20 protein-coding genes are annotated in these 25,939 nt (G+C 28.2%); 3 read left to right on the top strand and 17 right to left on the bottom strand.

Translation table 11 applies throughout. From position 1 onward, the window contains the following. Positions 1-264 precede the first annotated feature (264 nt). The 11 genes from BR69_RS0103090 to BR69_RS0103140 form a co-directional block, all read right to left on the bottom strand. Positions 265-735, bottom strand: a complete 471-nt coding sequence (locus tag BR69_RS0103090; RefSeq protein WP_027631882.1) for a GNAT family N-acetyltransferase — start codon at positions 733-735, stop codon at positions 265-267. A gap of 256 nt (positions 736-991) precedes the next feature. Beyond that, entirely contained in the window at positions 992-1,489 is a 498-nt protein-coding gene (locus tag BR69_RS0103095; protein WP_027631883.1) for an AbrB family transcriptional regulator, read from the bottom strand. A gap of 207 nt (positions 1,490-1,696) precedes the next feature. Continuing rightward, positions 1,697-2,176 carry a flavodoxin domain-containing protein gene (locus BR69_RS0103100; protein WP_027631884.1) on the bottom strand — a complete coding sequence of 160 codons (480 nt, stop codon included), beginning with the start codon at positions 2,174-2,176 and terminating at the stop codon, positions 1,697-1,699. 47 nt (positions 2,177-2,223) lie between these two features. Further along, positions 2,224-2,766 carry a phosphatase PAP2 family protein gene (locus BR69_RS0103105; protein ID WP_034849269.1) on the bottom strand — a complete coding sequence of 181 codons (543 nt, stop codon included), beginning with the start codon at positions 2,764-2,766 and terminating at the stop codon, positions 2,224-2,226. A 392-nt stretch (positions 2,767-3,158) separates the two neighbouring features. Next, entirely contained in the window at positions 3,159-3,563 is a 405-nt protein-coding gene (locus BR69_RS0103110; protein WP_027631886.1) for a GNAT family N-acetyltransferase, read from the bottom strand. A gap of 84 nt (positions 3,564-3,647) precedes the next feature. Beyond that, positions 3,648-4,274: a nitroreductase family protein gene (locus BR69_RS0103115; RefSeq protein WP_027631887.1), complete on the bottom strand. Its 627-nt coding sequence runs from the start codon at positions 4,272-4,274 to the stop codon at positions 3,648-3,650. Positions 4,275-4,824: 550 nt separating this feature from the next. Next, positions 4,825-6,558: an ABC transporter ATP-binding protein gene (locus BR69_RS0103120; RefSeq protein WP_027631888.1), complete on the bottom strand. Its 1,734-nt coding sequence runs from the start codon at positions 6,556-6,558 to the stop codon at positions 4,825-4,827. Further along, entirely contained in the window at positions 6,542-8,353 is a 1,812-nt protein-coding gene (locus tag BR69_RS0103125) for an ABC transporter ATP-binding protein (RefSeq protein ID WP_027631889.1), read from the bottom strand. Before BR69_RS0103125 ends, BR69_RS0103120 begins: the two co-directional genes overlap by 17 nt. A 208-nt stretch (positions 8,354-8,561) precedes the next feature. Continuing rightward, positions 8,562-9,566: an AraC family transcriptional regulator gene (locus BR69_RS0103130; protein WP_034849281.1), complete on the bottom strand. Its 1,005-nt coding sequence runs from the start codon at positions 9,564-9,566 to the stop codon at positions 8,562-8,564. Positions 9,567-10,241: 675 nt separating this feature from the next. Continuing rightward, positions 10,242-11,546: a Na+/H+ antiporter family protein gene (locus BR69_RS0103135; RefSeq protein ID WP_027631891.1), complete on the bottom strand. Its 1,305-nt coding sequence runs from the start codon at positions 11,544-11,546 to the stop codon at positions 10,242-10,244. 588 nt (positions 11,547-12,134) lie between these two features. Beyond that, positions 12,135-13,001, bottom strand: coding sequence for a GNAT family N-acetyltransferase (locus BR69_RS0103140; RefSeq protein WP_027631892.1), 867 nt, complete (start codon positions 12,999-13,001; stop codon positions 12,135-12,137). A gap of 260 nt (positions 13,002-13,261) precedes the next feature. On the opposite strand from BR69_RS0103140, the gene BR69_RS0103145 reads away from it, so the two are divergent. Together BR69_RS0103145 and BR69_RS0103150 are read left to right on the top strand one after the other, a co-directional pair. Beyond that, positions 13,262-14,479: a MerR family transcriptional regulator gene (locus BR69_RS0103145; protein ID WP_027631893.1), complete on the top strand. Its 1,218-nt coding sequence runs from the start codon at positions 13,262-13,264 to the stop codon at positions 14,477-14,479. Between the two features lie 119 nt (positions 14,480-14,598). Continuing rightward, positions 14,599-15,870 carry an MFS transporter gene (locus BR69_RS0103150; RefSeq protein WP_027631894.1) on the top strand — a complete coding sequence of 424 codons (1,272 nt, stop codon included), beginning with the start codon at positions 14,599-14,601 and terminating at the stop codon, positions 15,868-15,870. 295 nt (positions 15,871-16,165) lie between these two features. Here the strand turns inward: BR69_RS0103150 and BR69_RS0103155 are convergent, their stop codons facing one another. The 5 genes from BR69_RS0103155 to BR69_RS0103175 are packed head-to-tail and all read right to left on the bottom strand — an operon-like array spanning position 16,166 to position 21,748. Continuing rightward, entirely contained in the window at positions 16,166-17,824 is a 1,659-nt protein-coding gene (locus tag BR69_RS0103155; RefSeq protein ID WP_027631895.1) for a peptide ABC transporter substrate-binding protein, read from the bottom strand. Between the two features lie 54 nt (positions 17,825-17,878). Further along, positions 17,879-18,856: an ABC transporter ATP-binding protein gene (locus BR69_RS0103160; RefSeq protein WP_027631896.1), complete on the bottom strand. Its 978-nt coding sequence runs from the start codon at positions 18,854-18,856 to the stop codon at positions 17,879-17,881. Then, the gene (locus tag BR69_RS0103165; RefSeq protein WP_027631897.1) at positions 18,846-19,862 is read right to left on the bottom strand and encodes an ABC transporter ATP-binding protein; all 1,017 of its coding nucleotides are present in this window, start codon (positions 19,860-19,862) and stop codon (positions 18,846-18,848) included. The genes BR69_RS0103160 and BR69_RS0103165 overlap by 11 nt, the downstream gene beginning before the upstream one ends. An 11-nt stretch (positions 19,863-19,873) precedes the next feature. After that, positions 19,874-20,818: an ABC transporter permease gene (locus BR69_RS0103170; RefSeq protein WP_027631898.1), complete on the bottom strand. Its 945-nt coding sequence runs from the start codon at positions 20,816-20,818 to the stop codon at positions 19,874-19,876. Between the two features lie 12 nt (positions 20,819-20,830). After that, positions 20,831-21,748 (bottom strand): ABC transporter permease, encoded by a 918-nt coding sequence (locus tag BR69_RS0103175; RefSeq protein ID WP_027631899.1) that lies wholly within the window; start codon positions 21,746-21,748, stop codon positions 20,831-20,833. Between the two features lie 600 nt (positions 21,749-22,348). Here BR69_RS0103175 and BR69_RS0103180 point away from each other — a divergent pair. After that, positions 22,349-22,888, top strand: coding sequence for a GNAT family N-acetyltransferase (locus BR69_RS0103180; RefSeq protein WP_027631900.1), 540 nt, complete (start codon positions 22,349-22,351; stop codon positions 22,886-22,888). Positions 22,889-23,436: 548 nt separating this feature from the next. On the opposite strand, the gene htpG is transcribed toward BR69_RS0103180, so the two are convergent. Next, positions 23,437-25,314, bottom strand: a complete 1,878-nt coding sequence (gene htpG / locus BR69_RS0103185; RefSeq protein ID WP_027631901.1) for a molecular chaperone HtpG — start codon at positions 25,312-25,314, stop codon at positions 23,437-23,439. Positions 25,315-25,939: the final 625 nt, after the last annotated feature.

The raw sequence follows: 25,939 nt of genomic DNA on the forward strand, positions 1-25,939 counted from the left end.
GAAGTTTTACTTACAGAAAAAAAATTAATATAAGTAGTATCAGATATAAAAGATATTTTTCACGAACTTAATTCAAATTAACAGAAAATTCCGTCACTTTTTTTTGTAGAAAGCTTCAACAACATATGCAATATGATAATCCTGAAAAATATCTCTTGTAGCCTCCTCAAGTATCAAATATTTAAATCCATTTGAATCACTTAATATAGTTGTTGATATATTAAGTGATTCAACACCATTAAACTATTAATCCAATTATAGATTCTACAAGACAAGCTTAGCTACTGCCTCTTCCTCTTCAATTTCACCTGTTTCCTCAAATCCAAAGGATGCATAAAGTGACTTTGCTACTATGTTTTCAGGTTCATAAGAAAGGTACACTGTTGAAGCTTTTCCATGAGGGAATGTCTTAATTAATCCAAGGGCTTTCTCCATAGCTTCCTTCCCATACCCCTTGCCTTGATATTTTTTATCAATCATAAATCTCCATATACCATAAACATTTTCATCCTTATTTTTATCATCTTCCCCATAGGATAACATTATAAATCCCACCATAATGTCATCATTATATAAGGCATATGGCATTGGAATACATTCATTGTTTGTTAATGCAACGTAAGCCTCTGCAATACTATATATATTGCTTGCCACATAATTTTTCTGCTCTTCATTTGGTTCTAATTTAATACACTCATTAAAATTATCGTATGTTATTTTTCGTAGTTCTACCATATCCATCCCCCTAATTAATTAAGTAAGAATAAATCTTTTAATATTTAGAATCTCTTCTCATAACTTTTTAATAAATTCAAAATATCCTTACTTACCCTTTTCATATATAATATAATTTAATAACTATATTATACTATAAATTCATCCGCTTACAATATTAACCTATTTTAGTGTTGTTATTCTTTCTTAATTTTCTCTATAAATTCTTTTATTCTTTTTAGCTTTGAACCTTATGTTAATTCAAATTGTAAATAAACTAAAAGGATAGATTCTCCTTTAAAAAGTTAATTATTATAGGGAATATAGCTATAACTGTTGTAAGTCTTATTAAATGTAATATGGCAACTACATGAGTCTTTGCTCCATATTCCTCTGATATTAAAGTCATATCTGTAAGTCCTCCTGGAGCAGAACTAAATAAAGCTGTGGTTAAATCTAATCCTGTAAACTTATGAATAAGTACACCTAGCAGTATACTAAATATAGTTAACCCTATAACTAACACTATAGCTGGTAATATTAAGTTTTTTAACTCTAATATGGCATCCTTAGTGAAGTTTAATCCTAGCATTGCACCTACTACTATTTGGGCTATAAGTTTAAAGTTCTTAGGTACATGTCCATGGCCTGTAAATATGTTATAAACTGCAACAAATAACATTGATCCTACTAAAGCTCCTGCTGGAACCTTAAACTTTATACCTAAATACCCTCCAATTGCTCCTATAATCAATGTGTATATTATTTTTTCCATATGACTCTCCCCCATTATACCTATTATTATGGTGTTAATTATATCATATATTTTCCTTATAGCTTATTTACTCTGACCCTATACTCTTACATAAAATTTATTTTTAAGAATATACAAAAATCCTTATGACTTTGTAAATTCATCATAAGGATTTTTGTAACTATATTTAAAATAATAAGTATGACAGTGTAGTATATTATATTTTATTTAAATCCTGTTAAAAGTCTCTGCTAATCTAGCTATATTGTTATCCCTAATATTAGAAGTATCCTCATCTAATTTTGTTACCTTTTTAATTATAAACTTCTCAAAAAGATTCATTTTATTTAATATAAGTTCTCCTCCAAAGTATGCCTTAGAAATAGCTCTACTTATTAATTCCTCTGGAAAAGAAGTTTTTATCAATTCTTCCGCCTTTTCTCCATCACTCATAGAACATATATAAAGGCCTATTTTCTTTTCCTTCAAAATTTCTATATTATCTAAGCAAAATTTTTTTACTTCCTTTTGAATATTACCAATGTAAATTGAACCCCCAATAATAACCTTATCATAGCTTTTAAAATCTATGTTTTTCTTATGCTTAACATTGAACACATCAGTTTTAAAATTTAGCTTTTCTGAAAGCTTAATAGCACATTTTTCTGAACATCCATGTTTAGAACCATAAATTATAAGTGTTTTCATTGATTTCCCCCCATATTTTTATACTCCCTTATTTACCAATATCTTATTTATATATTTTTCTTTTCCTTAATTTTCTCACTTATTTTTATTGCTATGCCCCCACTTATTAGTCCTAGTATAGCTCCTCCTAATATATCTGAAGGAAAATGTACATATAGATATAGTCTAGAAAAAGCAATAGCTACTGCTAATCCCCAGAATATCCATGAAAATTTCTTAAAATATCTTGATAGTACTAAGGCCGCTGCAAAGGATGATGATGTATGCCCTGAAGGAAAGGAATAGGTTATAGGTTTAGATATAAGCATAGTGATTCCATTAATCTCTCCATTTGGTCTAGGTCTTTGTATTAAATGTTTTAATATTCCTTCCCCTAATATTGAACTTATTATTAAAGCTCCTATGGATATCAACCCAATGGTTCTATATTTCTTTATTGATATAAGTATAAGGGATATAGCTATCCATATAAGCCCTAAGTTTCCTAAGGAAGTGATAAATACCATTAGTTTATCTAAAACTGGATTATGTAACATGTTATTTATAAACAACAATATGGCATTATCAAAACTTTCTAATATGTGTATCATCTAATTTCTCCTCTTCTATTTAGTATTAAATATTATAATAACTTACTAATTTATATTATTCCATATAAATTCATCTACTATATTTTTTATATTTAAGCATTAAGAAAACCTTCTTTAAAAATAATTTAAGGTTTTAAAAATTAATTATACATATATATTTAAATAATTAAAAGAAGTTATCTTATAATATATCTATACATTATAAGACAGCTTCTTTTAACTTATAACTAAAAATTTCTATTCCTTATTTAAAAATATTTTTTAAATTTTAAGTTTTTAAAATCAATTTAATCTTTCTAAACACTTTCTTTATGCCCTGTTACTTTTAATTTCTCTTTTTATCTTTTCCTATAGTATAGAGTAATTTTCATATAATATAAGAAATCATAGAATTAATATCTTTTTGCCATCCCTACAGACCTTGGTGCAGAATATTCAAATCCAAACTGTTTATATAGGTTGTCTGCTGGAATATCAGCAATTAAACTAACATAAGAATTTTTTGGAAGATTTTCATCTAAATATTTACTTATCTCTGACATAATTAACTTTCCAAAGCCTTTTCCTTGATAGGAAGGGTCTACAGCAATATCCACCACATGATAAAAGCATCCTCCATCCCCTATAACTCTTCCCATACCAACTAACCTTTCTTTATCTCTTAAGGTAACCATAAATATAGAATTTTTTAATCCTATTTCTGAAGCTTCTTCATCTTTAGGACTTAATCCAGCTATAATTCTTAAATTATTATATTCCTTTGAACTAGGTATATTATTTGAAATATCTATATTCAAGTAATTTTCCTCCTAATTAAAATAAATGTACACTTTTTTATTTATGAAACTTATGATTATTATAATTTCTTATGATTAAACTACCTATATATATTGAACAAATTCTTGTACTGGTTTTCTATATCCTCTAAGTCTTTTCTTCTTTTCATCCTCTTTTCCAATAGTTATAAGTAATACTGGTTCCATGTCTTCCTGAATCTTAAATAACTTTTTAGTAGCTTCAATATCAAATCCCATCATTGGACATGTATCCCATCCTCTATCTTTAGCAATAAGCATAAACATCATAGCAGATAATGATCCATTTCTTATAGCTTCATCTCTCATAAACTCTTCTCCCCTTGATTCATATAAGCCATAAACACTATTTATAGTTTCAGCATAGGATACAGAATCAAGCATACCTAACATTTTCATTGGCTCGTAAAGACTTTCTGCCTTCTTATAAGCTTTTTTATCCCCTAGAACTAATACTGCTGCTGATGCAGTATGTAACTTATATTGAGGACATGCTTTTTCTCTAAATAACTCTTTTAAATCTTTATCTAAAATAACTAAATATTTAGTATGTTGTAAGTTAAAACAAGATGGCGCCAATGATACTAATTTAAAAATTTCATCTAATTCTTCTTTGGTTATATCTACTCCCTTAATAAAATTATTAGCAGATCTTCTTTCATTAATTAAATTTGATAAACTTGAATTGCTCATTGTTCTCCTCCTTAAATCCCCTTTATTTCTATTTTACTTTAGTAAAATATCACACTTAATCAATAATATTTATACATATTTAAAAATTAAAGCTCTTAGTGAAATAAACACTAAAACTTTCCTATATTTTAAATAACTAACACTTTATTAGTCCTACCTATATTCTTTTCATTGGATATAAACTTCTACATATTATAAAATAATCTAAGGTAAAGTACTAAAAATATATATATAATAATCAAATTTAGTTTTAAATTAAAAACAACTTATATATTAATTGGATAATTTTTATTTCCTTAATACAATCATATTGTATATAAGTTTTGTGTACAAGTAATATTTTTTAATGTATATTTAGTCAATTACCCCTTAGCTTTCTTAAAATATAAATTAAAGGAAGGCAAATTACCTTCCTTGTAATCTATATTTTAAATTTTATTCTTAAATATAATCTTTAAGTTGAAAAGCTTTCACTTATCAAAGTTAATACTTTTATATAGTATTAGTTTCTAATTAATAAATCATTAAGCTTACCCCTTGTAAAAAAACTTTATGAATCAACACTCCATCTTCCTGATTTTTGTTGAAGCATCCAAAGATTATGATATAAACTTTTATTTTCTAAAAGCTTTTCATGAGTTCCTTCTTCAACTATTTCTCCCTTATCTAAAACTATAATATTATCAGCATTAGCAATAGTTTTAAGTCTATGGGCAACCACTACAACAGTTCTTCCTTTAATAAGTTCATTTATAGCCTTTTGTATATCTAATTCATTTTCTGGATCTAATGATGCCGTTGCCTCATCTAGAAGTACTATTGGAGAATTTTTTAATATAGCCCTAGCAATAGATATACGTTGCTTTTCTCCTCCTGATAAGGTACATCCCCCTTCTCCTACTAAAGTATCATATCCATTAGGAAGCTTCATAATAAAGTCATGACAACATGCCTTCTTTGCAGCTTCTTCCACATGTTTTTTAGTAGCCCCTTCTAATCCAAACATTATATTGTTCCCAATGGTATCTTGAAAAAGATATACATCTTGAAACACTATAGAAATCTTCTCAAGCAGTGCCTCTGGATTAGTCTCTTTAATATCTTGATTCCCTATTAAAACCTGTCCACTTTCAGGATCATAAAATCTAGATATGAGTTTTAACACAGTGGTTTTTCCACTTCCTGATGGTCCTACAATAGCTGTTAAACTTCCTTGATTCATTGTTATAGAAAGGTTTTTAAGAACAGCCTTATCACTATAGCTAAAGGTAACATCTTTAAATCTAATACTATTATTTTTAGGAGGGTTCTTTTCTCCTGTTAATATAGGCTCTTTTAATAAATTCACAATTCTCTCTCCTGCTTGGTTATCATATCCAATTTCAGCCAGATTATTTAAAGCAGTATTTAATGGGTCAAAAACCCTAGTTCCTATAATTAAAAAGGTAAAGAAGGTTATAACATCTAGGTTTCCCCCTAGCAGTAGGTGAGTTCCTACAAATATCATTATTGGGAATCCAGCTCTAATAATACCTAAAGCTGTTAAAAATATAGGTTGTAGAGATCCTTCAATCCTTATGCTTTCCTTCATAAAAGTTTTAAAAGCTTTCTCAAGTCTTACAAATCTATCTCCTGTTAAGTTATATGCCTTTATTGTTCCTATTCCATTTAAATATTCCTGCAACCTATTGGCAGAATATATTTTAGAATCCATATGTTTTTTCCCTACTCTTCTTTGAATCTTCGAGGTAGCAATTATAATTAATATTGCTATAGGTAAAGAAATAAACATGGATATTGCCATAGAAAAATCTATGAATAAAAGACCTATAAAAGCAATAAATGGCATAATTAGTCCTCCCACTAACTGTGGCATTAAGTGAGATATACAATGCTCTATTAAAGTAAAGTCTCCCATAATCATATTGCCAAGATCTCCTGGATCCTTAGTAGTTAAATATCCTAGAGATAATTTTCTTAAATGTTCTGCAAGATTTGCACGACCTTCTGCTGATAACATATATGCCTCTCTATAAGCCGCTCTATAGGCTGGTATCTCCACTAAAAACATAAGTATCATAGATAAAATTAAAGCTATGCATATTACCCACATCTTACTTACATCTACAGCTACTCCTTTAGAGAAAGCTTCAAAGATTATTTGAGCTACCGTTATAACTAAAGCAAAAGGTAAAATATTTACAATATTAGCTAGTACAGCAAATCCTATGGGTTTTACTAGTTTTTTAGGATTTCCAGCAGTTATATTATAAAGCAATCTCATTTTTATCCCCTCCTCTTTGGATCTTCCAATTTCCTGAATAGGTATATGCATCCCACATTTTTTTATAAAGACCATTAATTTGGGTTAAATCTTTATGAGTACCTTCCTCTAATATTTCCCCTTCTTTAAGTACTATAATTTTATCAGCATCTTGTATTGAAGATAGCCTATGGGCAATAATTATAACAGTTTTATTATTCATAAGTTCCTTTAAAGCTAGCTGCATATTATATTCATTTTCTGGATCTGCAAAAGCTGTGGCCTCATCTAAAACCAATATTGGAGAGTTTTTAAGTATAGCTCTTGCAACTGTAAGCCTTTGTGCTTCTCCTCCAGATAGATATACTCCACCTTCCCCTATTAGAGTTTCATATCCCTTAGGAAGTCTTTTAATAAAACTTTCACATTGAGCTGCCTTAGCTACAGCATAAACCTCTTCTTTTGATGCCTCTGGTCTTCCTGCTAAAATATTTTCATATATGGTATCATAAAATAAAAAGGCATCTTGAAATACAAAGGATACTGTATTCATTAAATCCTCTGTCTTTATGTCTCTTATATCTACTCCTCCTATGGAAATACTTCCTTCTCTAACATCCCAAAACCTAGGAATAAGATTAGCTATAGTGGATTTCCCTGAACCTGATGGACCAACAAGTGCTGTTACCTTTCCTTGTTTTGCACTAAAACTTATATTAGATAGAGCCTCTTTTTCCTCATCTAAATTATAAGAAAAATATACATTTTTAAAATCAATATTAAAACTCTTTGGCATCTTAGGATTTTTACTTTCAGCTATAGGCTCTTCTCCTAAAAGCTTATCTATACGATCTACTCCCTCTGATATATCCGCTATCATTGAAGCAAAATTAGTAAACTTAGACATAGGAGAAGCTATACTTGGAGCCATAATTAAATAAAATAATAGTGTTAACGCAAAAGCTTTATTAGTAGGATCTTTACTCATAAGATAAGTGCCTACAGGTAAAATAAAGGTTAATAATGAACCCAAAATCACCTTAAATAATATATAAATATTTTGAAAATTATCTGTATACTTTACACAATAATCTCTATAACTTATCATATCATCATAAAACCTTCTAAAAGAATGAATAGTTTGTCCAAATACCTTTATAACAGGCATTCCTTTTACATATTGTATAGTTGAGGAATTAATTCTTTCTAAGGAATTATGGTAGTTCTTTAATGTATCTTCTGCTTTTTTTCCCATTCTTACAGATCCTTGAATATAAAATCCTAAGATAATTGGTATAATACAAGATATAGCTAACAATGGGTTTAAGTAAAGCATAGCTCCTAATATAACTACTATAGTTGCTAAAACATTAATCATATCTGGCAAACTATGAGCAATAAAATTCTCAATTTTCTCCACATTTTGTTCCATTACCTTTTTAATTACTCCTGTAGATGTGTTTGTAAAATATCCTAAAGGTAGCTTTCCTATATGCTTAGAAACTTTTATTCTCATGTCATACAATATATTATAAGCCGCCATATGAGAAAGTAACCCTGATATATACATAAATAAAATTCCTAAAAGTAATCCTATTAATGCTACAGTTCCCCACCTTAACATTAAACTCTTATCAGCTAGTAATAGATTAGATGGCATTTTTAATAACTCTATCATAATAAAATAAGCTGATAGATATGGTACAAGTGTTAATATAGCACTAATAGAAGAAAAGATACTTGAGAATATAAGTAATACTTTTTTCTCTCCTGCTATTTCTAATAACCGTGAGATTCCTTTTTTGTTTTTTGTCACTTCTTTTCCCTCCTTATTGTTTAAGAGATAATTGATAATGATTATCTTTCCTATTTATTATAGTCCCTAGTACTTTTTCTTCTCTACTCATATAAGGATTTTAAAGAACAAAAAAAGGATACAAGAAGTCAGCATCAACATAATATTGAATACTGACTTCTTAGTTTTATTATACTCTCATAAGTACTAATCTCTAATTTATACTATTTTATTTTCCTGCTACATTTTTTAAATAATATCCTGGATTAACCCCAAACTTCTTTCTAAAAGCTAAAGCAAAATGACTGGCATTAGAATATCCTACAATACTTGCTACTTCACTTACTGTTTTGGTTTTTCCCTCTAATAAATCTCTTGCAGCCTCAAGCCTTCTATCTATAATGTAAGAATGAACTGTAGTATTAAAAACTTCCTTAAATCCATTTTTTAATTTAAATTCATTAATATATATTAATTTAGCTAAAGCCAATAAAGTAGGGGGGCTTCCTAGATTATTATCTAAAATTTCTTTAGCCCTATAAATACTTTTTATATCTTCCTTTGATAGATTAATTAAGTTATGGTTATCCTTTTCTCTTATATTTTCATTAAAATATACTGAAAATAACTCAAGTACCTTTCCATCCATATAAATCTTTCTAAGTCCATTATTATATGGACAACTAATCATTTGTTTTAAAATAACATTAATGCTAGAACTCATCTTATGAGTATGAAATATTTCCTCACACTTATCTTTTGAAAATATTCTCCATTCATCTTGAATGTTTTCAACAATTTCATTGAACTTTTTCGGATGGACCTTAAGCTCTACAAAATGTAACTTCTGATCTTTTTCATAAATACAGTTCTTTATTTTTTCTATTCCCTTGTTCTTAGCAAAAAAACTTTCTCCCTTTAATAGTTGAAAATCTCTTTTATCTCCTTTAAAATTCCAATCTATATGATCCCCCATACAAAAAAACATATCTATATGAGGGGTTTTAGATTTCCCTTTAAGTTCTACTTTTCTATTAAAGGTCATTTTAAAATCTATAATCTGTGTATCCCTAGAAGATGATATTTGTGTTACATACCCTTCACCATGTTCCTTTGGAATTTTAAATTGTACTCTATTTCCTTCTAAATTATATATATTATCTAACTTATTGCATACTGGGCAATTTTTATCTATCAAGCTAGTAATTTCATAGTCTCTACCTTTATTAATCATAAAATATTCCCCTTTATAAACATTATTCCCATTAACTTATTAAGATAATTAAGTTGTCCTATTGAGCCTTATAATTATTTTTAACTTAAATAATTAAAGTAGATTAAGTAACTTCCTTATATCATTTAAAATATCCTATTAAGGTTATTATCTTTTTAATTTAAAGTTTCTGTGTTTTACTACCTTAAACTATAGGGTTTTAAGTATAAAATTTAATTTATCTCCCTATCTAAAACACTATAAATCTAAGATATTTTAATGAATAAATTAATACTTTATATTAAAATCTTATATAGGGTTTTTAATTCAAAACTTATCTTATGCACTACTTAAGCTCTAAAATTTAAAAGGATTTAAGTGCATGTATAAGTTAAGATTCAAGCTAAAAATCCTATAATTTTATAGTTTTCAAAAATTAACTAATATATCATATATTTTAATATTATTATACTCTTATTACTTATGTTATAAATAACAATGTAAATCTTATATTCATTCCATTGATTTACGTTATCCAAAACAAAATATATTCAATAAAATAATAAAAAATTAACTTAATCACTACCATATAAACTAAAAAGACTATTATATAAATAAATTGCTCCTTATTATATTAGGGTTTATTAACTAATATAATAAAGAGCAATATATAAAATCTTATATTAAATTTTTAACTTAAAACATCAGTGCAGCCATTAGTCCAAATACTAATAAAGGTATATTGTAGTGGATAAATGTAGGAACACAAGTATCCCATATATGGTCATGCTGAGAATCTACATTAAGCCCAGAAGTTGGTCCAAGAGTACTATCTGATGCAGGTGATCCAGCATCCCCTAATGCCCCTGCTACTCCTATTAAAATAATTATAGCTAGAGGACTAAATCCTAATCTAAGACCAAGAGGGCAATATATAGTAGCTAATATTGGAATGGTTCCAAAGGAAGTTCCTATTCCCATGGTTACAAGTAACCCAACTAATAGCATTAGTAAAGCTCCTAAAAACTGGCTATCTCCTACCATTGAAGCTACTGAATTAACTAATGTTTCAATAGAGCCTGTCTCTCTTAAAACATTTCCATAACCAGCTGCTACAAGCATTACAAAAGCTATAAATCCCATAAGCTTAATTCCATCATTCATAAGCTCATCAATTTCATTAAACTTAATGGTTTTAGTCACTGCTAAAACTATTATGGCACATAAACCTCCTAGTGGTAGTGACTTTGTTAAAATTTGAACTACAAAAGCAGTTATGGCAGCTATTAATGCACACCAATGTTCCCTATTCATTTTAATTTCTTCATTATTATTAGAAGGCTCTCCTAAAGATATTTCCTTATACTCTCTAGTTTTTCTATAGGTAAAAAATACTGCTATTAATAGACCAAGGACCATTCCCATCGCTGGTATCCATAAAACCTTACTTATCATTGAATTGGTTACTTCTATATTATTAGCAATCATTTGATCCCTTATAGTATTATGAAATATAAGTCCAAATCCCACTGGAATAGCTATATAAGGTGCTTTTAATCCAAAAGTTAAAGCACAAGCAACAGCCCTTCTATCTACCTTTAATTTATTCATAAGAGGAATTAGAGCTGGAATTAATATAGGTATAAATGCTATGTGCACAGGAATAAGGTTTTGAGAAAAACAACTTATACCTGCTATGATTAATACAAATACTATTTTCTTTCCCTTAACTATTTGAGCCATTTTCCTAGCAAATATAGTGGAAAGACCAGTTTTATTTACAGCCACTGCTAGAGCACCTAGTAATAGATAACTAAGGGCTGTTTCTGAATTATTTCCCATTCCTCCTACTAATAAAGACATAGTTTGTCCCAAGCTCAAATTTGCAACGAGACCTGCTACAATAGCGGATATGAGTAAAGATAAAATTACATTAAGCTTTAATAAACAAAGAATTATCATTACTATAATAGAAATAACAACGGGATTAAATAAATCCATAATACCACTCTCCTTTTATATTGTTTTATATTGTTAAAATTATATTATAATTATAAAAATATAATTACACTCTACTCTTAACTGGAGATTAAAATTTATTGTAAAAGCATATCTTGTGACTTCTTATGATATGATCATTGGAATTGATTTAAGCTTCACCAGGCCATTGATAGACCTTAAGTATTATTTAAAGATTTTCTATGGTAACTTAATACAGATAAGCTTTTATAAAATATATGTTGTTTATTATATAACAATATAATCTTATAAACAACTTTTGTAATCGTTTCCTCTTATAAATAATTTTAACAGTTTTTACCATATAAATAAAGTAAACTTATTTTAAATATTCTTTGCACATCCTTTAAAATAATTTATGGTTTCTTTAACTTATATTTATTCTAAGAGTACAAAAAAATTACTGCATCATTTTACTAGTGCAGTAATTTTTAGTTATTTAATTAAATTCTTCTAATAATATTAAAAATTGATGGTGGACAATACCACCTTTAACTTTTAAGGCTATCTTTCAACATTATATAAAAAATCAAAGTACTTACTTTAAGATACTTTGATTTTTATACTTTACTATATAACCTTCCTTCTATAATACTCAACAGCTCTTTGTATCTCAAATCCACATTTTTTATAAAGATTAAATGCCCTTTCATTTTCACTATCCACTTCTAAAATTATATTGTTTCTATTTAATTTTTTTATTTCTTTTATTAACAACATTAGAAGTTCTTGTCCTATTCCTTTTCCCTGATGCTTAGGGGATACTCCAAAATCAAAGATAGTAACTTCATCCCCATCAAAGGCTAATGCTCCCATTCCAATAAATTCTCCATTTAAAACTCCTAAGTACGACTCTCTATCTTCTGACTTAAAAGTATTCATAACCATGGTCTTTATCTCTTCATAACTTTGCTTAAAAATCTTCTCATTCAAGGTAATCAGTGTGTCCATATCCTCTAATTCTACCTTATATAATTCTACTTTAGAATCATTGTGTTTTTTTACTATATTATTTTCACTATTATATTTAAGTACATACTCAGTAAAATCATATTTTCCATGAATATGTTTTATTACTTCTTTTCCATTCTTAGATTGAGATTCACATACAAATAATATATCTGGAATATTGTATTCCTGAAGCTCCTTAATAGCCCTTAAAAGCAGTTCTTTAAAATATCCCCTTCTTCTATACTCTGGCATAGTGTATGCTGATATTTCTGCCTCTTTTTTTCTAGGAATAAACATATAAATTAAGCTTATTAATTTCTCGTCTTCATAGGCTAAAAAAATATTTTTTATATCTCTATTAAAAGTAAGAGAGTTATCTAAGAATATTTCTCCCTTCAAATTATCATATTGGATACAAAGTAATTCTAATTCTCTTATCTCTTTTATAATTTCTTCATTTAAAGTATTTAAACTTTTAATTATCACTCACTCCTACTCCTTCCTCATTAACAAAAATATCTCCGTATTACTTATATTACAAATTATAACATATAGTATATTATATTTATTATTTTTAAATTTAGACTCTTACTCTTTATTTAAAAATAATTCTCTGCTTTATAATATAAATTTTAAAAACTAAAAGTTAAATCTTAAAATAATCATATTATTCATTTTAAAAAGGGGTTATTAAAAGAAGGTAGAATTTTATAGTATAGCTAAAATAATTTATCAAAGGTGGTAATATGAGAATAGGCGAATTTTCTAATATTAATAATGTAAGTATTGATGCTGTAAGACATTATATGGATTTAGGACTTGTAATTCCTGAAAAGGTAGGGGGACACTACTTTTTTGATGAGAAGTGTACTGATAACTTAAATAGTATTTTGGATTTAAAAAATATGGGATTTACCTTGACTGAAATTAAGACTATATTTATGTTTAAAAGTCTTGGTAAACTTACTAATTACGAAGAAGACCTCTATTATAAAAATCTTTTCTTAAATAAACATAAATCCATTGAAATACAAATTGATGAATTACTTAATATAAAGGATAGATTAACTAAAAAAATAGACCTATTAAACAATAAAAATGAAGAGTCAGAAGCTTTACTGGGAGTAAACTTAAACTTTCTATCTATCCTTAGATGTTCAAAATGTCAAAACCAATTAACCATTACTGAAGCTAATATAAGAGATAACCATATAATAGATGGAAAATTACATTGTAGTTGCAAGAAAGAATATTTAATTGAATCTGGAATACTTAAAGTTAGTGAGCTTAAGAAAGAATATGAAAATAATTTTAATATGAATTATATTAGTAATTATATAACCCTTACGGATATTAGTTATTTAGATACTATGAAGAAAAACCTAGAATTATCATCTAGAAAAATCTCCTCATTTAATTTAAATAATAAAGTACTTTTAGAACTTGGAAGTGGAGTAGGATTCTTTCTTAGAAATATTTATGAAGATCTACCTGATGATTGTTTGTATATTGCTGTAGATCATGATATTGATAGACATAAATTCTTAAAAAGTGTACTTGAAAGAGGTAATCAAAAGAAAAACATCTTGTTTATATGTTGTGATTTTTTAGATATCCCTATTAAAAATAATTCTATAGATATGCTATTAGATATATCTGGTACAAGTAATTATAGCTTTGATCATGAAGATTTCTTACTCAGCAGAATAGATAATTATCTTAAGGAAGATTCTACCCTTCTTGGATCCTATATAGTCTTTAAAAATTTTAAAAATGAAAGCTTAATAGAAAAAAAATATAGGAATAATTTTTTATTGGATAATATTAAAAATGAACTTAATGAATGTAAATATAATATGATAGAAGATATAACTTCTGGATATATAGATAAGGGTGGAAAGTATGAAAACTTTTTTGTTCACGGTGAAAAAATCTATAATTATGTTTTCTATGGAAAAAGATAGGGTTAACCCTATCTTTTATTAATTTTAAAATAAAAAAATATACTTTTAATATATTGATGTGGCGTTATGACCATACCTTAAGATTAAATTAAATAATATTTATTCTAGGAGGTGGCTAAATGACCACATTTAAAGCTCAAATAAAGAAACTAAGATTTAATAAAGAAATGAAAAATCTGTTATTATTTTCAGTTGGAAAATTTATTTCCATATTTGGAGCTTCTATATATTCCTTTGCCATAGGGTTGTACGTATTAAAGGTTACAGGCTCAGCCCTAAACTTTGCAACCACATTGATACTTGGTACAATTCCATCTATATTGCTTAACCCTATAGCAGGTGTAGTATCTGATAAGGTAAGTAAACGACTTATTGTAATAGGAATGGACTTTTTAACCGGAACCTTACTAGTTATTATCTATATTCTAAGTTCTATTTATGGTCTTTCTCTTATAATGGTTTATTCCACAACTTTATTAGTTACAATGTTCACTACATTTTTTAATATGGCTCTAGAAACTTCAAAGCCTAATATTGTTTCAGATAATATGCTTCTTACTATTAATTCCTCTAGTAAAATAATAGATTCTGCCTCAGGCATCTTAGGCCCTATGATAGCAGGTGTAGTTTTTGCTTTTATTGATATCCGCTTATTTATAGTTATAAATGGAGTATGTTATATATTATCAGCAATATTGGAGTGTTTTATAGACTTTAATTTCAATATTAAAAAGACTTTTAAGGAAGATACTAAAAAATATAATAAAATTAATTTAATTAATGATATAAAGGATGGTTTTCTATACTTAATTAAAAATAGTGAAATAAAAAAATATTTTTATATTTTATTTTATCTAAATTTTTTTCTTGGATTTTCAGTTTCAGTACCATTGCCTTATATAATTAATGAAACATTAAAATTAAGTTCTAAAAACTTTGGTATTATACAAGGTTCCTTTCCAATTGGTATGATAATAGGAGCAGTAATAGTAAAATTTCTAGAGGTAAAAGAATCTTACTTTAACTTCCTTAATAAAATAATAATTACCTTATCCTTATGTATGATATTAATAGGTCTCCCACTATTTTTTATTGATAATTATTTAAATACTACAATATACCTTATATATTACATGATAGTCATGTGTCTTATTGGAATTTGTATTTCCTTTATAGATATACCTATTTCATATATAATTCAGATAATAATTCCTGAAGAGTATAGAGGAAGGGTTTTAAGCCTTGGATTAAGTATTGTAAAGCTTATGGTTCCTATATCATTAATATTATCTGGAATACTTCTAAATTTAGTACCATCCTTTATAATTCCAATTCTAGGTGGAACTATATTATTTTTAATTAATATAGTGGTTTTAATTAAAAATAGATAGATTTCAACCTATTTTAGTATCCACTTATCATTTTTTAAATGTTGCAAAAAATAATTATTACTATAAAATCCATGATATTTAAAATGAATTGGATTTTTATTTTATAAATTACTAGCTTTCTTTAAAATATTCACTAGAAATATAAGGCAGCACTGGGAACCTTAATTCACAGTGCTGCTTAGAATACTAAACCTTAAATATTAACTCTAAAGTAAAATTACTTTTAGTTTTATAATATTATATAGTTTTTCCTATAACTTCTTATATACTAAAATATTATTATTTTACTTCTTAATTATTTATCTATTTGAACTTGATCAAAATAAACTTGACCTAAAGGTGATACTCTAAAGCCCTTAACTTGTGGCTTAACACCCTTAACTTTAGTGTAGAAGTATAATGGTATAACAGGCATTTCCTTCATTAGAATATCCTCAGCTTTTCTAAATAATTCTGCTCTTTTAGCTGGATCAGACTCTTTCTTAGTCGCATCTATTAATTTGTCATATTCAGCATTGCTAAATCCTGCATCGTTGCTACCACCATTAGTTATCCACATATCTAGGAAACTCATAGGGTCAGTATAGTCAGCTGACCAACCATGTCTTCCAATTTGATATGCTCCAGTATTTCTTGAAGTTTGGAATACCTTCCACTCTTGTTGTTGAAGTTCAACCTTAACTCCCATTTTGCTCCATGTATCTTGAATATATTGAGCTATCTTTTTATGTCCCTCTCCTTCTGAGTTAAATAAGAAAGTTAATGTTGGAAGTCCTTGTCCATCTGGGAATCCAGCTTCTTTTAATAAAGCCTTGGCCTTTTCTAAATCTCCCTTAACATTATAGTATTCTTTATCTGCAAAATCTTTGCCAGTTACAACTTCCATTCCTTTTGGAACGAAGCTATATGCTGGAATTTGTCCTGCCTTAGTTATATTTTTTACTATTGCTTCTCTATCTATAGCTAATGATAAAGCTTGACGAACTTTTTCATTACCTAATACTGCTTGAACCTTTGGATCTAACTTGTTAAAGTTTTTACCAACGTTTAATGCTATAAAATAAGTTCCTAAGTTAGCAAAATCTTGTCTAAGTCCTGCTGACTTTGCATCTTGAAGCATATCTATTGGAATACTTTCTGTCATATCAAAGTTTCCAGCCTTTAATTCATTATAAGCTGTCATTTCATCAGTAACTAGTCTTATGTCTAGTGTATCAAGTTTTACATCATTCTTATTCCAGTAGTTATCATTTTTTACAAATACCATTTTTTCTTGTTGTGACCATTTATCTAACTTGAATGGTCCATTAGATATATAAGTTTCAGCTGATCTTGCCCATGCTTCTCCCTTGGATTCTACCATATCTTTTCTAACTGGCATATAAGTTGGGAAAGCCATAAGTTCTAAGAAATATGGAGTAGCTGAGTTTAATGTTACTTGTAAAGTTTTCTCATCTATTGCCTTAACTCCAACCTCTTCTGCTTTTCCATTCTTAACGTTATATTCTTCTCCACCCTTTAGGTAGTATAATTGGTATGCATAAGCAGCTCCTGTTTTAGGGTCTAATGCTCTTTTCCAAGCATATTCAAAATCCCCTGCTACAACCTTCTTTCCATCTGACCACTTAGCATCATCTCTTAAATTAAAAGTGTACACTAATTTATCATCAGAAATCTTCCAATCCTTTGCAACCCCTGGTATTGCCTTATCATTTTTATCTAATCTACAAAGTCCTTCAAAGGCATTAGATATAATTATGGATCCATCCACAGCCTCATTTAAAGCTGGGTCTACAGTCTTTGGATCTGCCCCTATATTATAGACTAAAGTTTGCTTAACTTTTTCTTTATCTTTTGTACTATCTGTTTTACTACCACATGCTGCAACTACTGTCATACTTACTGCCATAGCTAAAATAGCTGCAAATATCTTTTTTATTTTGCTGGATTTCATTAAGTTGTCCCCCTTTATAATATCTATTATATTATTTGCCTATGGCAAAAATATTTATTTAAATAAATGGCATGCTACAAAATGACCTGGTTCTACTTCCTTAAGTTCTGGATCTATTTCAGAACATACTGGTTTTGCAAATCTACATCTTCCTTTAAATCTACACCCTGGAGGTGGATCTATTGGTGAAGGTATATCTCCTTCTAAAACGATTCTTTTAGTGAGCTTTGATTCATCTGGATCTGGTATAGGAACTGAAGATAAAAGCGCTTGAGTATAAGGGTGTTTAGGATTTAAATAAACATCATCACTTGGCCCCTTTTCAACTAACCTTCCAAGATACATTACTCCAATCTGATCTGATATATGCTTAACCATTGATAAATCATGGGCAATAAATAAATAAGTTAGTCCAAATTCATCTTGTAATTCTTCTAACATATTAATAATTTGAGCTTGAATTGATACATCAAGAGCTGATATTGGTTCATCACATACAATAAAATCTGGTTCAACAGCCAATGCTCTTGCAATACCTATTCTTTGTCTTTGTCCACCTGAAAACTCATGGGCATATCTATTAATATGGTCTCCATTTAGTCCAACCTTATTTAAAAGATATCTTATTCTCTCTGTTCTTTCATTTCCTTTCATGATTCCATGAATATCAATGGCCTCTCCTATTATATCTCCTACTGTCATTCTTGGATTTAGCGAAGCATATGGGTCTTGAAAAATCATCTGCATTCTTTTTCTTAAAGGTAGCATGGATTTTTGAGATTTTTTTGTTATATCTTCACCATCAAAGATTATCTGTCCACTTGTAGGCTCATAGAGCTTTAATATGGTTCTACCAGTTGTAGTTTTACCACATCCTGATTCCCCAACTAGTCCTAAGGTTTCCCCTTTATTTATTTTAAAAGATACTCTATCAACAGCTTTTACGTAACTTTTCTTTGAAAATATGCCCTTAGCTACTGAAAAGTACATACATAAATCTTTTACTTCTAATAAGGTGCTCTTATTCTCCATCTCTTCCCCTCCTTATTGGTGAATCAACCTGTGGTGCATCAGGATGACATAACCAACATGCACACCTATGTCCTTCTGAAAGTTCAAAAAGAGGTGGTTGTTTTTCTAAACAAACCTTCATTGAGTATTTACATCTAGATGTAAATGGACATCCTACAGGTGGTTTTAATAAATCTGGTGGTTGTCCATCAATAGGTTGAAGCTTTTCTTTATTTTTTTTCTTAGGATTTGGAACACTATTTAACAATCCCCAAGTATAAGGATGTCTTCCCTTATAAAAGATATCTCTAGTAGTTCCAGTTTCAACAATGATTCCACCATACATAACATTTATGCGGCTACAAATATCTGCAACCACACCTAAGTCATGGGTTATAAGTATAATAGATGTGTTAAGCTTATCCTTTAAATTCTTCATTAAATCTAAGATTTGAGCTTGTATAGTAACATCTAATGCAGTGGTAGGCTCATCAGCAATTATAAGCTTTGGCTCACAAATTAAGCTCATAGCTATCATTACTCTTTGTCTCATTCCACCTGAGAATTCATGAGGATATTGCTTTATTCTCTTTCTAGGACTTGGTATTCCAACAAGTTCAAGAATTTTTATAGCCTCTTCTAAGGCTTCTTTCTTGCCTATTTTTCTATGCTTCATAAGTGGTTCAATAAGCTGATCCCCTACAGTAAATACAGGGTTCAATGAAGTCATAGGATCCTGAAATATCATTCCTATATCATTTCCTCTTACTGATTCCATCTGTCTTTCAGAATAATTTGATATCATATTTCCATCAAAATTAATCTCACCATCAATTAATTTTCCATTATCAGATAACAATCTCATAATAGACATCATAGTAACTGACTTTCCACAACCTGATTCTCCAACAATGCCTAAGGCTTCTCCTTTATCTAAATGGAAGGATACCCCTCTTACAGCCTGTACATCTCCAGCATAGGTTGAGAAAGATGTTTTTAAATTTTTCACTTCTAATAATCTACTCATACTATCTCCTCCTATCTCTTATGCTTAGGATCTAAAGCTTCTGTCAAACCATCTCCAAGAAGATTGAATGAAAGAATTATTATACAAATTGCTAGAGCTGGAAATACTAATTGGTATGCATTAACATATAAAGCCGGCATAGCTTCATTTGCTAAAGTTCCTAATGACGCTAGTGGTGGATTAATTCCAAGACCTATAAAACTTAAGAATGCCTCTGTAAATATTGCACTTGGAACCAAAAGAGTCATTGTTACTAAAATAGATCCAATACAGTTAGGTATTAAATGCTTAAATAATATTCTATTTTTAGATGCTCCAAGAGTTCTAGCAGCTAATACAAATTCTTGTTGCTTAAGCTGAAGTATGTCTCCTCTTACTATTCTTGCCATACTAACCCAATAAGAAATAGAAAGTGCTAAAACAATTGTTCCAATTCCAGTATTTCCTTCCTCAGGTTTTAAAAAGGCTGCCATAATTAGTATTACATATATCAATGTAGGAACAGAATATAATACATCAACTATTCTCATCATTATGTTGTCAATTCTTCCTCCAAAGAATCCTGCAACCCCACCATAAATAACTCCGATTACTAGGTTGATTATTGTTGCTGCAAAGGCTATAATAAGGGAATACCTTGCCCCATATGCAACTCTTACAAATAAATCTCTTCCTAAAGCATCTGTCCCAAACCAATGAGTTAAATTAGGTTTTAAATCTTGATTTACTAAGTCTGTCTCTGAATAATTAAAAGGTGAAATCATTGGTGTTACTATTGCAAAAATTATATATAAAATAATTACTATTAAAGATACTAAAGCCACCTTATTTCCCTTTAATCTTCTCCACGCATCTGCCCAATATCCAATACTAGGTCTTACTATTTGCTCTGATTTCTTTTCATCTTCTTTTAAAGGAGTAAAAAGAGATTTCTCTATTCTTAAATTTTCTTCCATTTCCTCTCCCCCTTAATTCTCAAGCTTTATTCTTGGATCAATAAATACATATAATATATCTACAACTAAGTTACATACAACTATTAAAGTACTATAGAAAATTACAACTCCTAGAAGCATGGTATAATCTCTACCTAATACAGTTTGTACAAATTGATTTCCAAGTCCAGGTACTGCAAATATTTTTTCTACTACAAAGGATCCTGTAAGTATACCTGCAACTAATGGCCCTAGATAAGTTACTATTGGTATAAGTGAATTTCTTAAAGCGTGCTTAAATATAACGGTTCTTGAACTTAATCCTTTTGCTCTTGCAGTTCTAATATAATCTGATTTTAAAACATCTACTAATTTGCTTCTTGTAAGTCTTGTTATAAATGCTAATGATGATAAACATAGTGCAAATACAGGCATTATATAATTTTTCCAACTGCTAAGCCCAGATGCTGGTAATAACTTAAGCTTTACTGTGAATGCATACATAAGTAGTGCAGAAACAACAAAGCTTGGAATTGTTATTCCTAGAGTTGCTATTATCATACAAACCCTATCTGGCCACTTTCCAGCATTAAGAGCTGAAATTATTCCAAGAAGTACTCCACATACTAGTGACACAGCTACTGCAACTATACCTACCTTTGCTGAATTCGGGAATGAAGTTGTTATAGTTTCAGATACTTTTTTCCCTCTAAATACCATAGACTCTCCAAAATCACCTTTTACTAAATTTTTCATATACATGGAATACTGAGTTCCCATAGGTTTGTCCAACCCATATTTTTCATTTAAGTTAGCCTTAATCTCTGGCGTCATTTTGTCTGAATCAAAAGGACCTCCTGGCATAAGACGGACTAAGAAAAATACAGCTGTAATTACTACCCATATAGTTAAAATACAACTTAAAATTCTCTTCACTATATACTTTGCCATACACTAATAACCCCCATTCAATTTTCTGAATTGTTTCTTGTTTTATATTTATTAATAATTATATACCTATTGTAGTTCTTGTCAATATATTTTATTATAATTCCACTTACTTTATTGATATACTATTAATTTTTTTAGTATTTTTTAATATATTATCAATATATTTTAATTCTTGCAACACTTTTTTTTTATCTTTATTAATAATTTATTATATATATCTTTCATTTTTAAGTTTTTAATTAATATGTTTTTATAATATTTTCAATCTAACTTTAATTTTCACTAATCATCACTATTCATTGGAATAATTTGTATAAAACTACAAATTACAACTTAAAATTAAGTTTTTATATTTTTATAAATACCATAGTTTTTCGATTTTATTGTCATTATATGTATATTAATAAAATTAAATCTTTATTCATTACAAATAACTCTAGTATCTATTTATAATAAATATTTAATCAATTAAAATCCCTCTATCTATGTTCATATAACCTAAATTCCAAATATTGAAAATCATTATTTTATTGGTTATACTGTTATTTAATATTTATCTGATTAAAATACTTAAGATATCTATATTAAGGGGGAAAGAATATGGAAACTTTGACTACAGACAGGTTAATATTAAGGAAATGGAGTGAAACTGATAGTAAGGATTTATATGAATATGCTAAAAGTGAGGTAGTAGGTCCTAACGCTGGTTGGCCACCACATAAAAATGAAGATGAAAGTAAGGCTATAATTAAAACGTTCATAAAAACCAATAATATCTATGCCATTGTTTTAAAATCTGAAAATAAGGTTATCGGTAGTATAGGCCTTCATAACAGAAAACCTGATGATAAGCTTGCTCACTTGAACCAACTAGAAATAGGATATGTTCTTAATCCTAAGTATTGGGGAAAGGGACTTGTTCCTGAAGCTGTAAACTTTTTAATTAAATATGGCTTTACTAAATTGAACTTAGATTTAATTTGGTGTGCCCATTATGATTTTAACTATAATTCAAAAAGAGTTAATGAAAAATGTGGATTCAAATATAAGTTTAGAAAAGATGAAAAGCTAAGTCTTTTAGGTAATAAGGAAGTTACCACCTTATATTATTGTATTTTAAGGTCTGATTATTTAACTTAGACCTTAAACCTATGGGGTTTTAAGTTTTAAACTTAATTCATACATCTATTTAAAGAAGATAAATCAAGAATATTTCTAAGGAATAGGGACATTAGATAGTTTTGTGTAAAAACCCTATGATACAGTTCTTTAACCTTTAAAGTTAATTTATATATCTATTTAACTCATTATAAATCAAATATATTTCCAATGAATAAGTTAAATTTTTATGTTAAAGCGCCCTATATAGTACTCCTAGTTTAAAACTTCTCTTATTCTTAATTTTCTAATCTATTATTCTAATAAAAATTTTCTATAAGTTAAGTAGGAAATCTAAGATTAATACTTTATATAATCTTATTAAAAACTAACAGGTTTACTCTTAGTACTACCTCCTACAGGCAGTAACATAAATACTCTAGCTAAATACAAGATAAAATCAATAGAAAAGTAAGGATATAATTTTGATGTTCATAAAAATCATTGATGTATAATAATTTTAAAGTATAAAATTATTTAATACTTATAAAAAACCACTTTCAAGATATTTTCTTGAAAGTGGTTTCTTATTATAGCATTATCTTACAAATATTATTTGTAAATTCTACTGGATCATTTATTGATAATCCTTCTATAAGCAATGCTTGATTATATAGTAAATCAGTGTATAAGCTTAATTTCTCTTTGTCTTTTTCATATGCTTCTTTTAATGCCTTAAACACCTCATTATTTACGTTTATTTCTAATACTTTATCAGCCTTTATATTTTCATTATTAGGCATAGAGTTTAGTATTTTTTCCATTTCAATAGTAAGCTCACCCTCATTTGATAAGCATACTGCATGGTTCTTTAATCTTTTTGATGCTCTAACATCCTTAACTTTATCCTTTAGTACATCCTTCATATATCCAAAAAGCTCTTTATTATCATCTTCTAAAGTAGAATCTTTTTCATTTTCTTCTGGTTCTATACCTAAATCTCCACTTGATACAGATTTAAATTCTTTTTCCTTATAAGACATTAACATTCTTATTGCGAATTCATCTACCTCATCTGTAAAGTATAATATTTCATACCCCTTATCTAATAAGAGTTCTGTCTGTGGCATTTTTTCAATTCTTTCATTAGATTCTCCAGAAGCATAATAAATATATTTTTGATCCTCTGCCATTCTAGAAACATATTCAGCTAAAGTAACCATCTTTTTCTCTTTTGATGAGTAGAACATTAATAAATCTTGAAGTACGTCCTTATTAGCTCCAAAGTCGCTGTAAACGCCATATTTTAATTGTCTTCCAAAGGATTCATAGAATTTTTCATATTTTTCTCTCTCATTTTTTAATATGTTTTCAAGTTCATTTTTTATCTTAGTTTTTATATTCTTAGCTATTAACTTTAATTGCCTATCATGCTGAAGAATCTCTCTAGATATGTTAAGAGATAAGTCCTCAGAATCTACTATACCTTTTACAAACCCAAAATAATCTGGTAATAAGTCACTACACTTATTCATAATTAAAACTCCATTTGAATAAAGTTCTAATCCCTTTTCATATTCCTTAGTATAGAAATCATATGGAGTTTTCTCTGGAATAAATAAAATTGAGTTATAGCTAACTGCTCCATCAACACTAATGTGAATATGTTTTATAGGTTTATCAAATCCATAGTGCTTTTCAGAATAAAAATTCTCATAATCCTCTTCCTTAAGTTCATTTTTATTCTTTCTCCATAGAGGAACCATACTGTTTATAACCTGCTCCTCCACATATTCTTCAAATTCATTTTCACTATCTTTTTTAAGTCTACTTTCAGTTATATCCATTTTTATTGGATATCTAATAAAATCAGAGTATTTCTTTATTATAGATTTTAACTTATATTCATCTATATATTCATCAAAGTTTTCATCTTCTGTATTTTCTTTTATCTTAAGTATAATTTCTGTACCAAAGGAATCTTTATCACATGGCTCAATTGTATAGCCTTCTACTCCTTTAGACTCCCACTTATAAGCTTCATTACTTCCAAAGGCCTTACTTATAACAGTAACTTTATCTGCTACTAAAAATGCTGAATAAAAACCTACTCCAAATTGACCAATTATGTCATGACCTTCTTTTGATTCGTTTTCTTTCTTAAAGTTTAAGGAGCCACTTTTCGCTATAACTCCAAGATTATCATCAAGCTCTTCCCTTGTCATTCCAATACCAGTATCAGAAATTCTTATTGTTCTATTTTCTTTGTCAGAAAGAATTTTAATATAATAGTTTTCTTTTTCAAAGGTAATTGAATCATCTGTTAATGCCTTATAGTAAATTTTATCAATGGCATCACTAGCATTAGAAATAAGCTCTCTTAAGAAAATTTCCCTGTGAGTATAGATTGAGTTGATCATAAGATCTAAAAGTCTTTTGGATTCTGCTTTAAATTGTTTTGTTTCCAAAATAAATCTCCCCTTTCACAATACATCTTTTTTTAAGACCTTACCTTTTTAATCCCCTACGCACATTATGTATATAGAGGCAAAGTATAAAATCCCTAATCTGTTTAAGCTAAAATTATCTAAAGTAGAACTATAGGTTTTAAGTTTTAAACTTAATTTATACATCTATCCAAAGAAAGATAAATCAAGGATATTTTTAAGGTATAAGTTAAGTGTTTATGTAAAAAACCTATATAGGGTTTTAATATAAATCTTTCACCTCTTCATTAATATATCTTTGATTTATAGTGGTTTAGAGAGAGATATAAATTTAATTTATATACCTATATTCCTAAATTAGGTTTTACTTTATGAAAAAATCAGATGTTAGCACTCTCACTCATTGAGTGCTAATCCCTAATTTTTATATAACATAATTAAATTATTATGTCAATATATCCTATAAACAGTAGAACTATATTAAATAGTTCTACCTCTTCTATTCCCTTTAATGTAATCTTATACCTTTATATCTATACTTTGTTTACTCTTCTACAAAATTACTATAATTTAATATAAAATTCTACATTTTAACACTCCTTACATTTATTAAATCTCGACTTATTTTTATATTTTTAATCACAAA

The organism is Clostridium hydrogeniformans DSM 21757, from assembly GCF_000686705.1.
Lineage (GTDB): Bacteria > Bacillota > Clostridia > Clostridiales > Clostridiaceae > Clostridium_Z > Clostridium_Z hydrogeniformans.

Excerpts from the sequence above, each read along its gene's own strand:
- BR69_RS0103135 (WP_027631891.1), bottom strand. The coding sequence starts at position 11,546 with ATGGATTTATTTAATCCCGTTGTTATTTCTATTATAGTAATGATAATT.
- BR69_RS0103090 (WP_027631882.1), bottom strand. The coding sequence starts at position 735 with ATGGTAGAACTACGAAAAATAACATACGATAATTTTAATGAGTGTATT.
- BR69_RS0103155 (WP_027631895.1), bottom strand. The coding sequence starts at position 17,824 with ATGAAATCCAGCAAAATAAAAAAGATATTTGCAGCTATTTTAGCTATG.
- BR69_RS0103175 (WP_027631899.1), bottom strand. The coding sequence starts at position 21,748 with ATGGCAAAGTATATAGTGAAGAGAATTTTAAGTTGTATTTTAACTATA.
- BR69_RS0103145 (WP_027631893.1), top strand. The coding sequence starts at position 13,262 with ATGAGAATAGGCGAATTTTCTAATATTAATAATGTAAGTATTGATGCT.
- BR69_RS0103105 (WP_034849269.1), bottom strand. The coding sequence starts at position 2,766 with ATGATACACATATTAGAAAGTTTTGATAATGCCATATTGTTGTTTATA.
- BR69_RS0103095 (WP_027631883.1), bottom strand. The coding sequence starts at position 1,489 with ATGGAAAAAATAATATACACATTGATTATAGGAGCAATTGGAGGGTAT.
- BR69_RS0103170 (WP_027631898.1), bottom strand. The coding sequence starts at position 20,818 with ATGGAAGAAAATTTAAGAATAGAGAAATCTCTTTTTACTCCTTTAAAA.
- BR69_RS0103115 (WP_027631887.1), bottom strand. The coding sequence starts at position 4,274 with ATGAGCAATTCAAGTTTATCAAATTTAATTAATGAAAGAAGATCTGCT.
- BR69_RS0103180 (WP_027631900.1), top strand. The coding sequence starts at position 22,349 with ATGGAAACTTTGACTACAGACAGGTTAATATTAAGGAAATGGAGTGAA.
- BR69_RS0103160 (WP_027631896.1), bottom strand. The coding sequence starts at position 18,856 with ATGGAGAATAAGAGCACCTTATTAGAAGTAAAAGATTTATGTATGTAC.
- BR69_RS0103120 (WP_027631888.1), bottom strand. The coding sequence starts at position 6,558 with ATGAGATTGCTTTATAATATAACTGCTGGAAATCCTAAAAAACTAGTA.
- BR69_RS0103130 (WP_034849281.1), bottom strand. The coding sequence starts at position 9,566 with ATGATTAATAAAGGTAGAGACTATGAAATTACTAGCTTGATAGATAAA.
- BR69_RS0103165 (WP_027631897.1), bottom strand. The coding sequence starts at position 19,862 with ATGAGTAGATTATTAGAAGTGAAAAATTTAAAAACATCTTTCTCAACC.
- BR69_RS0103150 (WP_027631894.1), top strand. The coding sequence starts at position 14,599 with ATGACCACATTTAAAGCTCAAATAAAGAAACTAAGATTTAATAAAGAA.
- BR69_RS0103100 (WP_027631884.1), bottom strand. The coding sequence starts at position 2,176 with ATGAAAACACTTATAATTTATGGTTCTAAACATGGATGTTCAGAAAAA.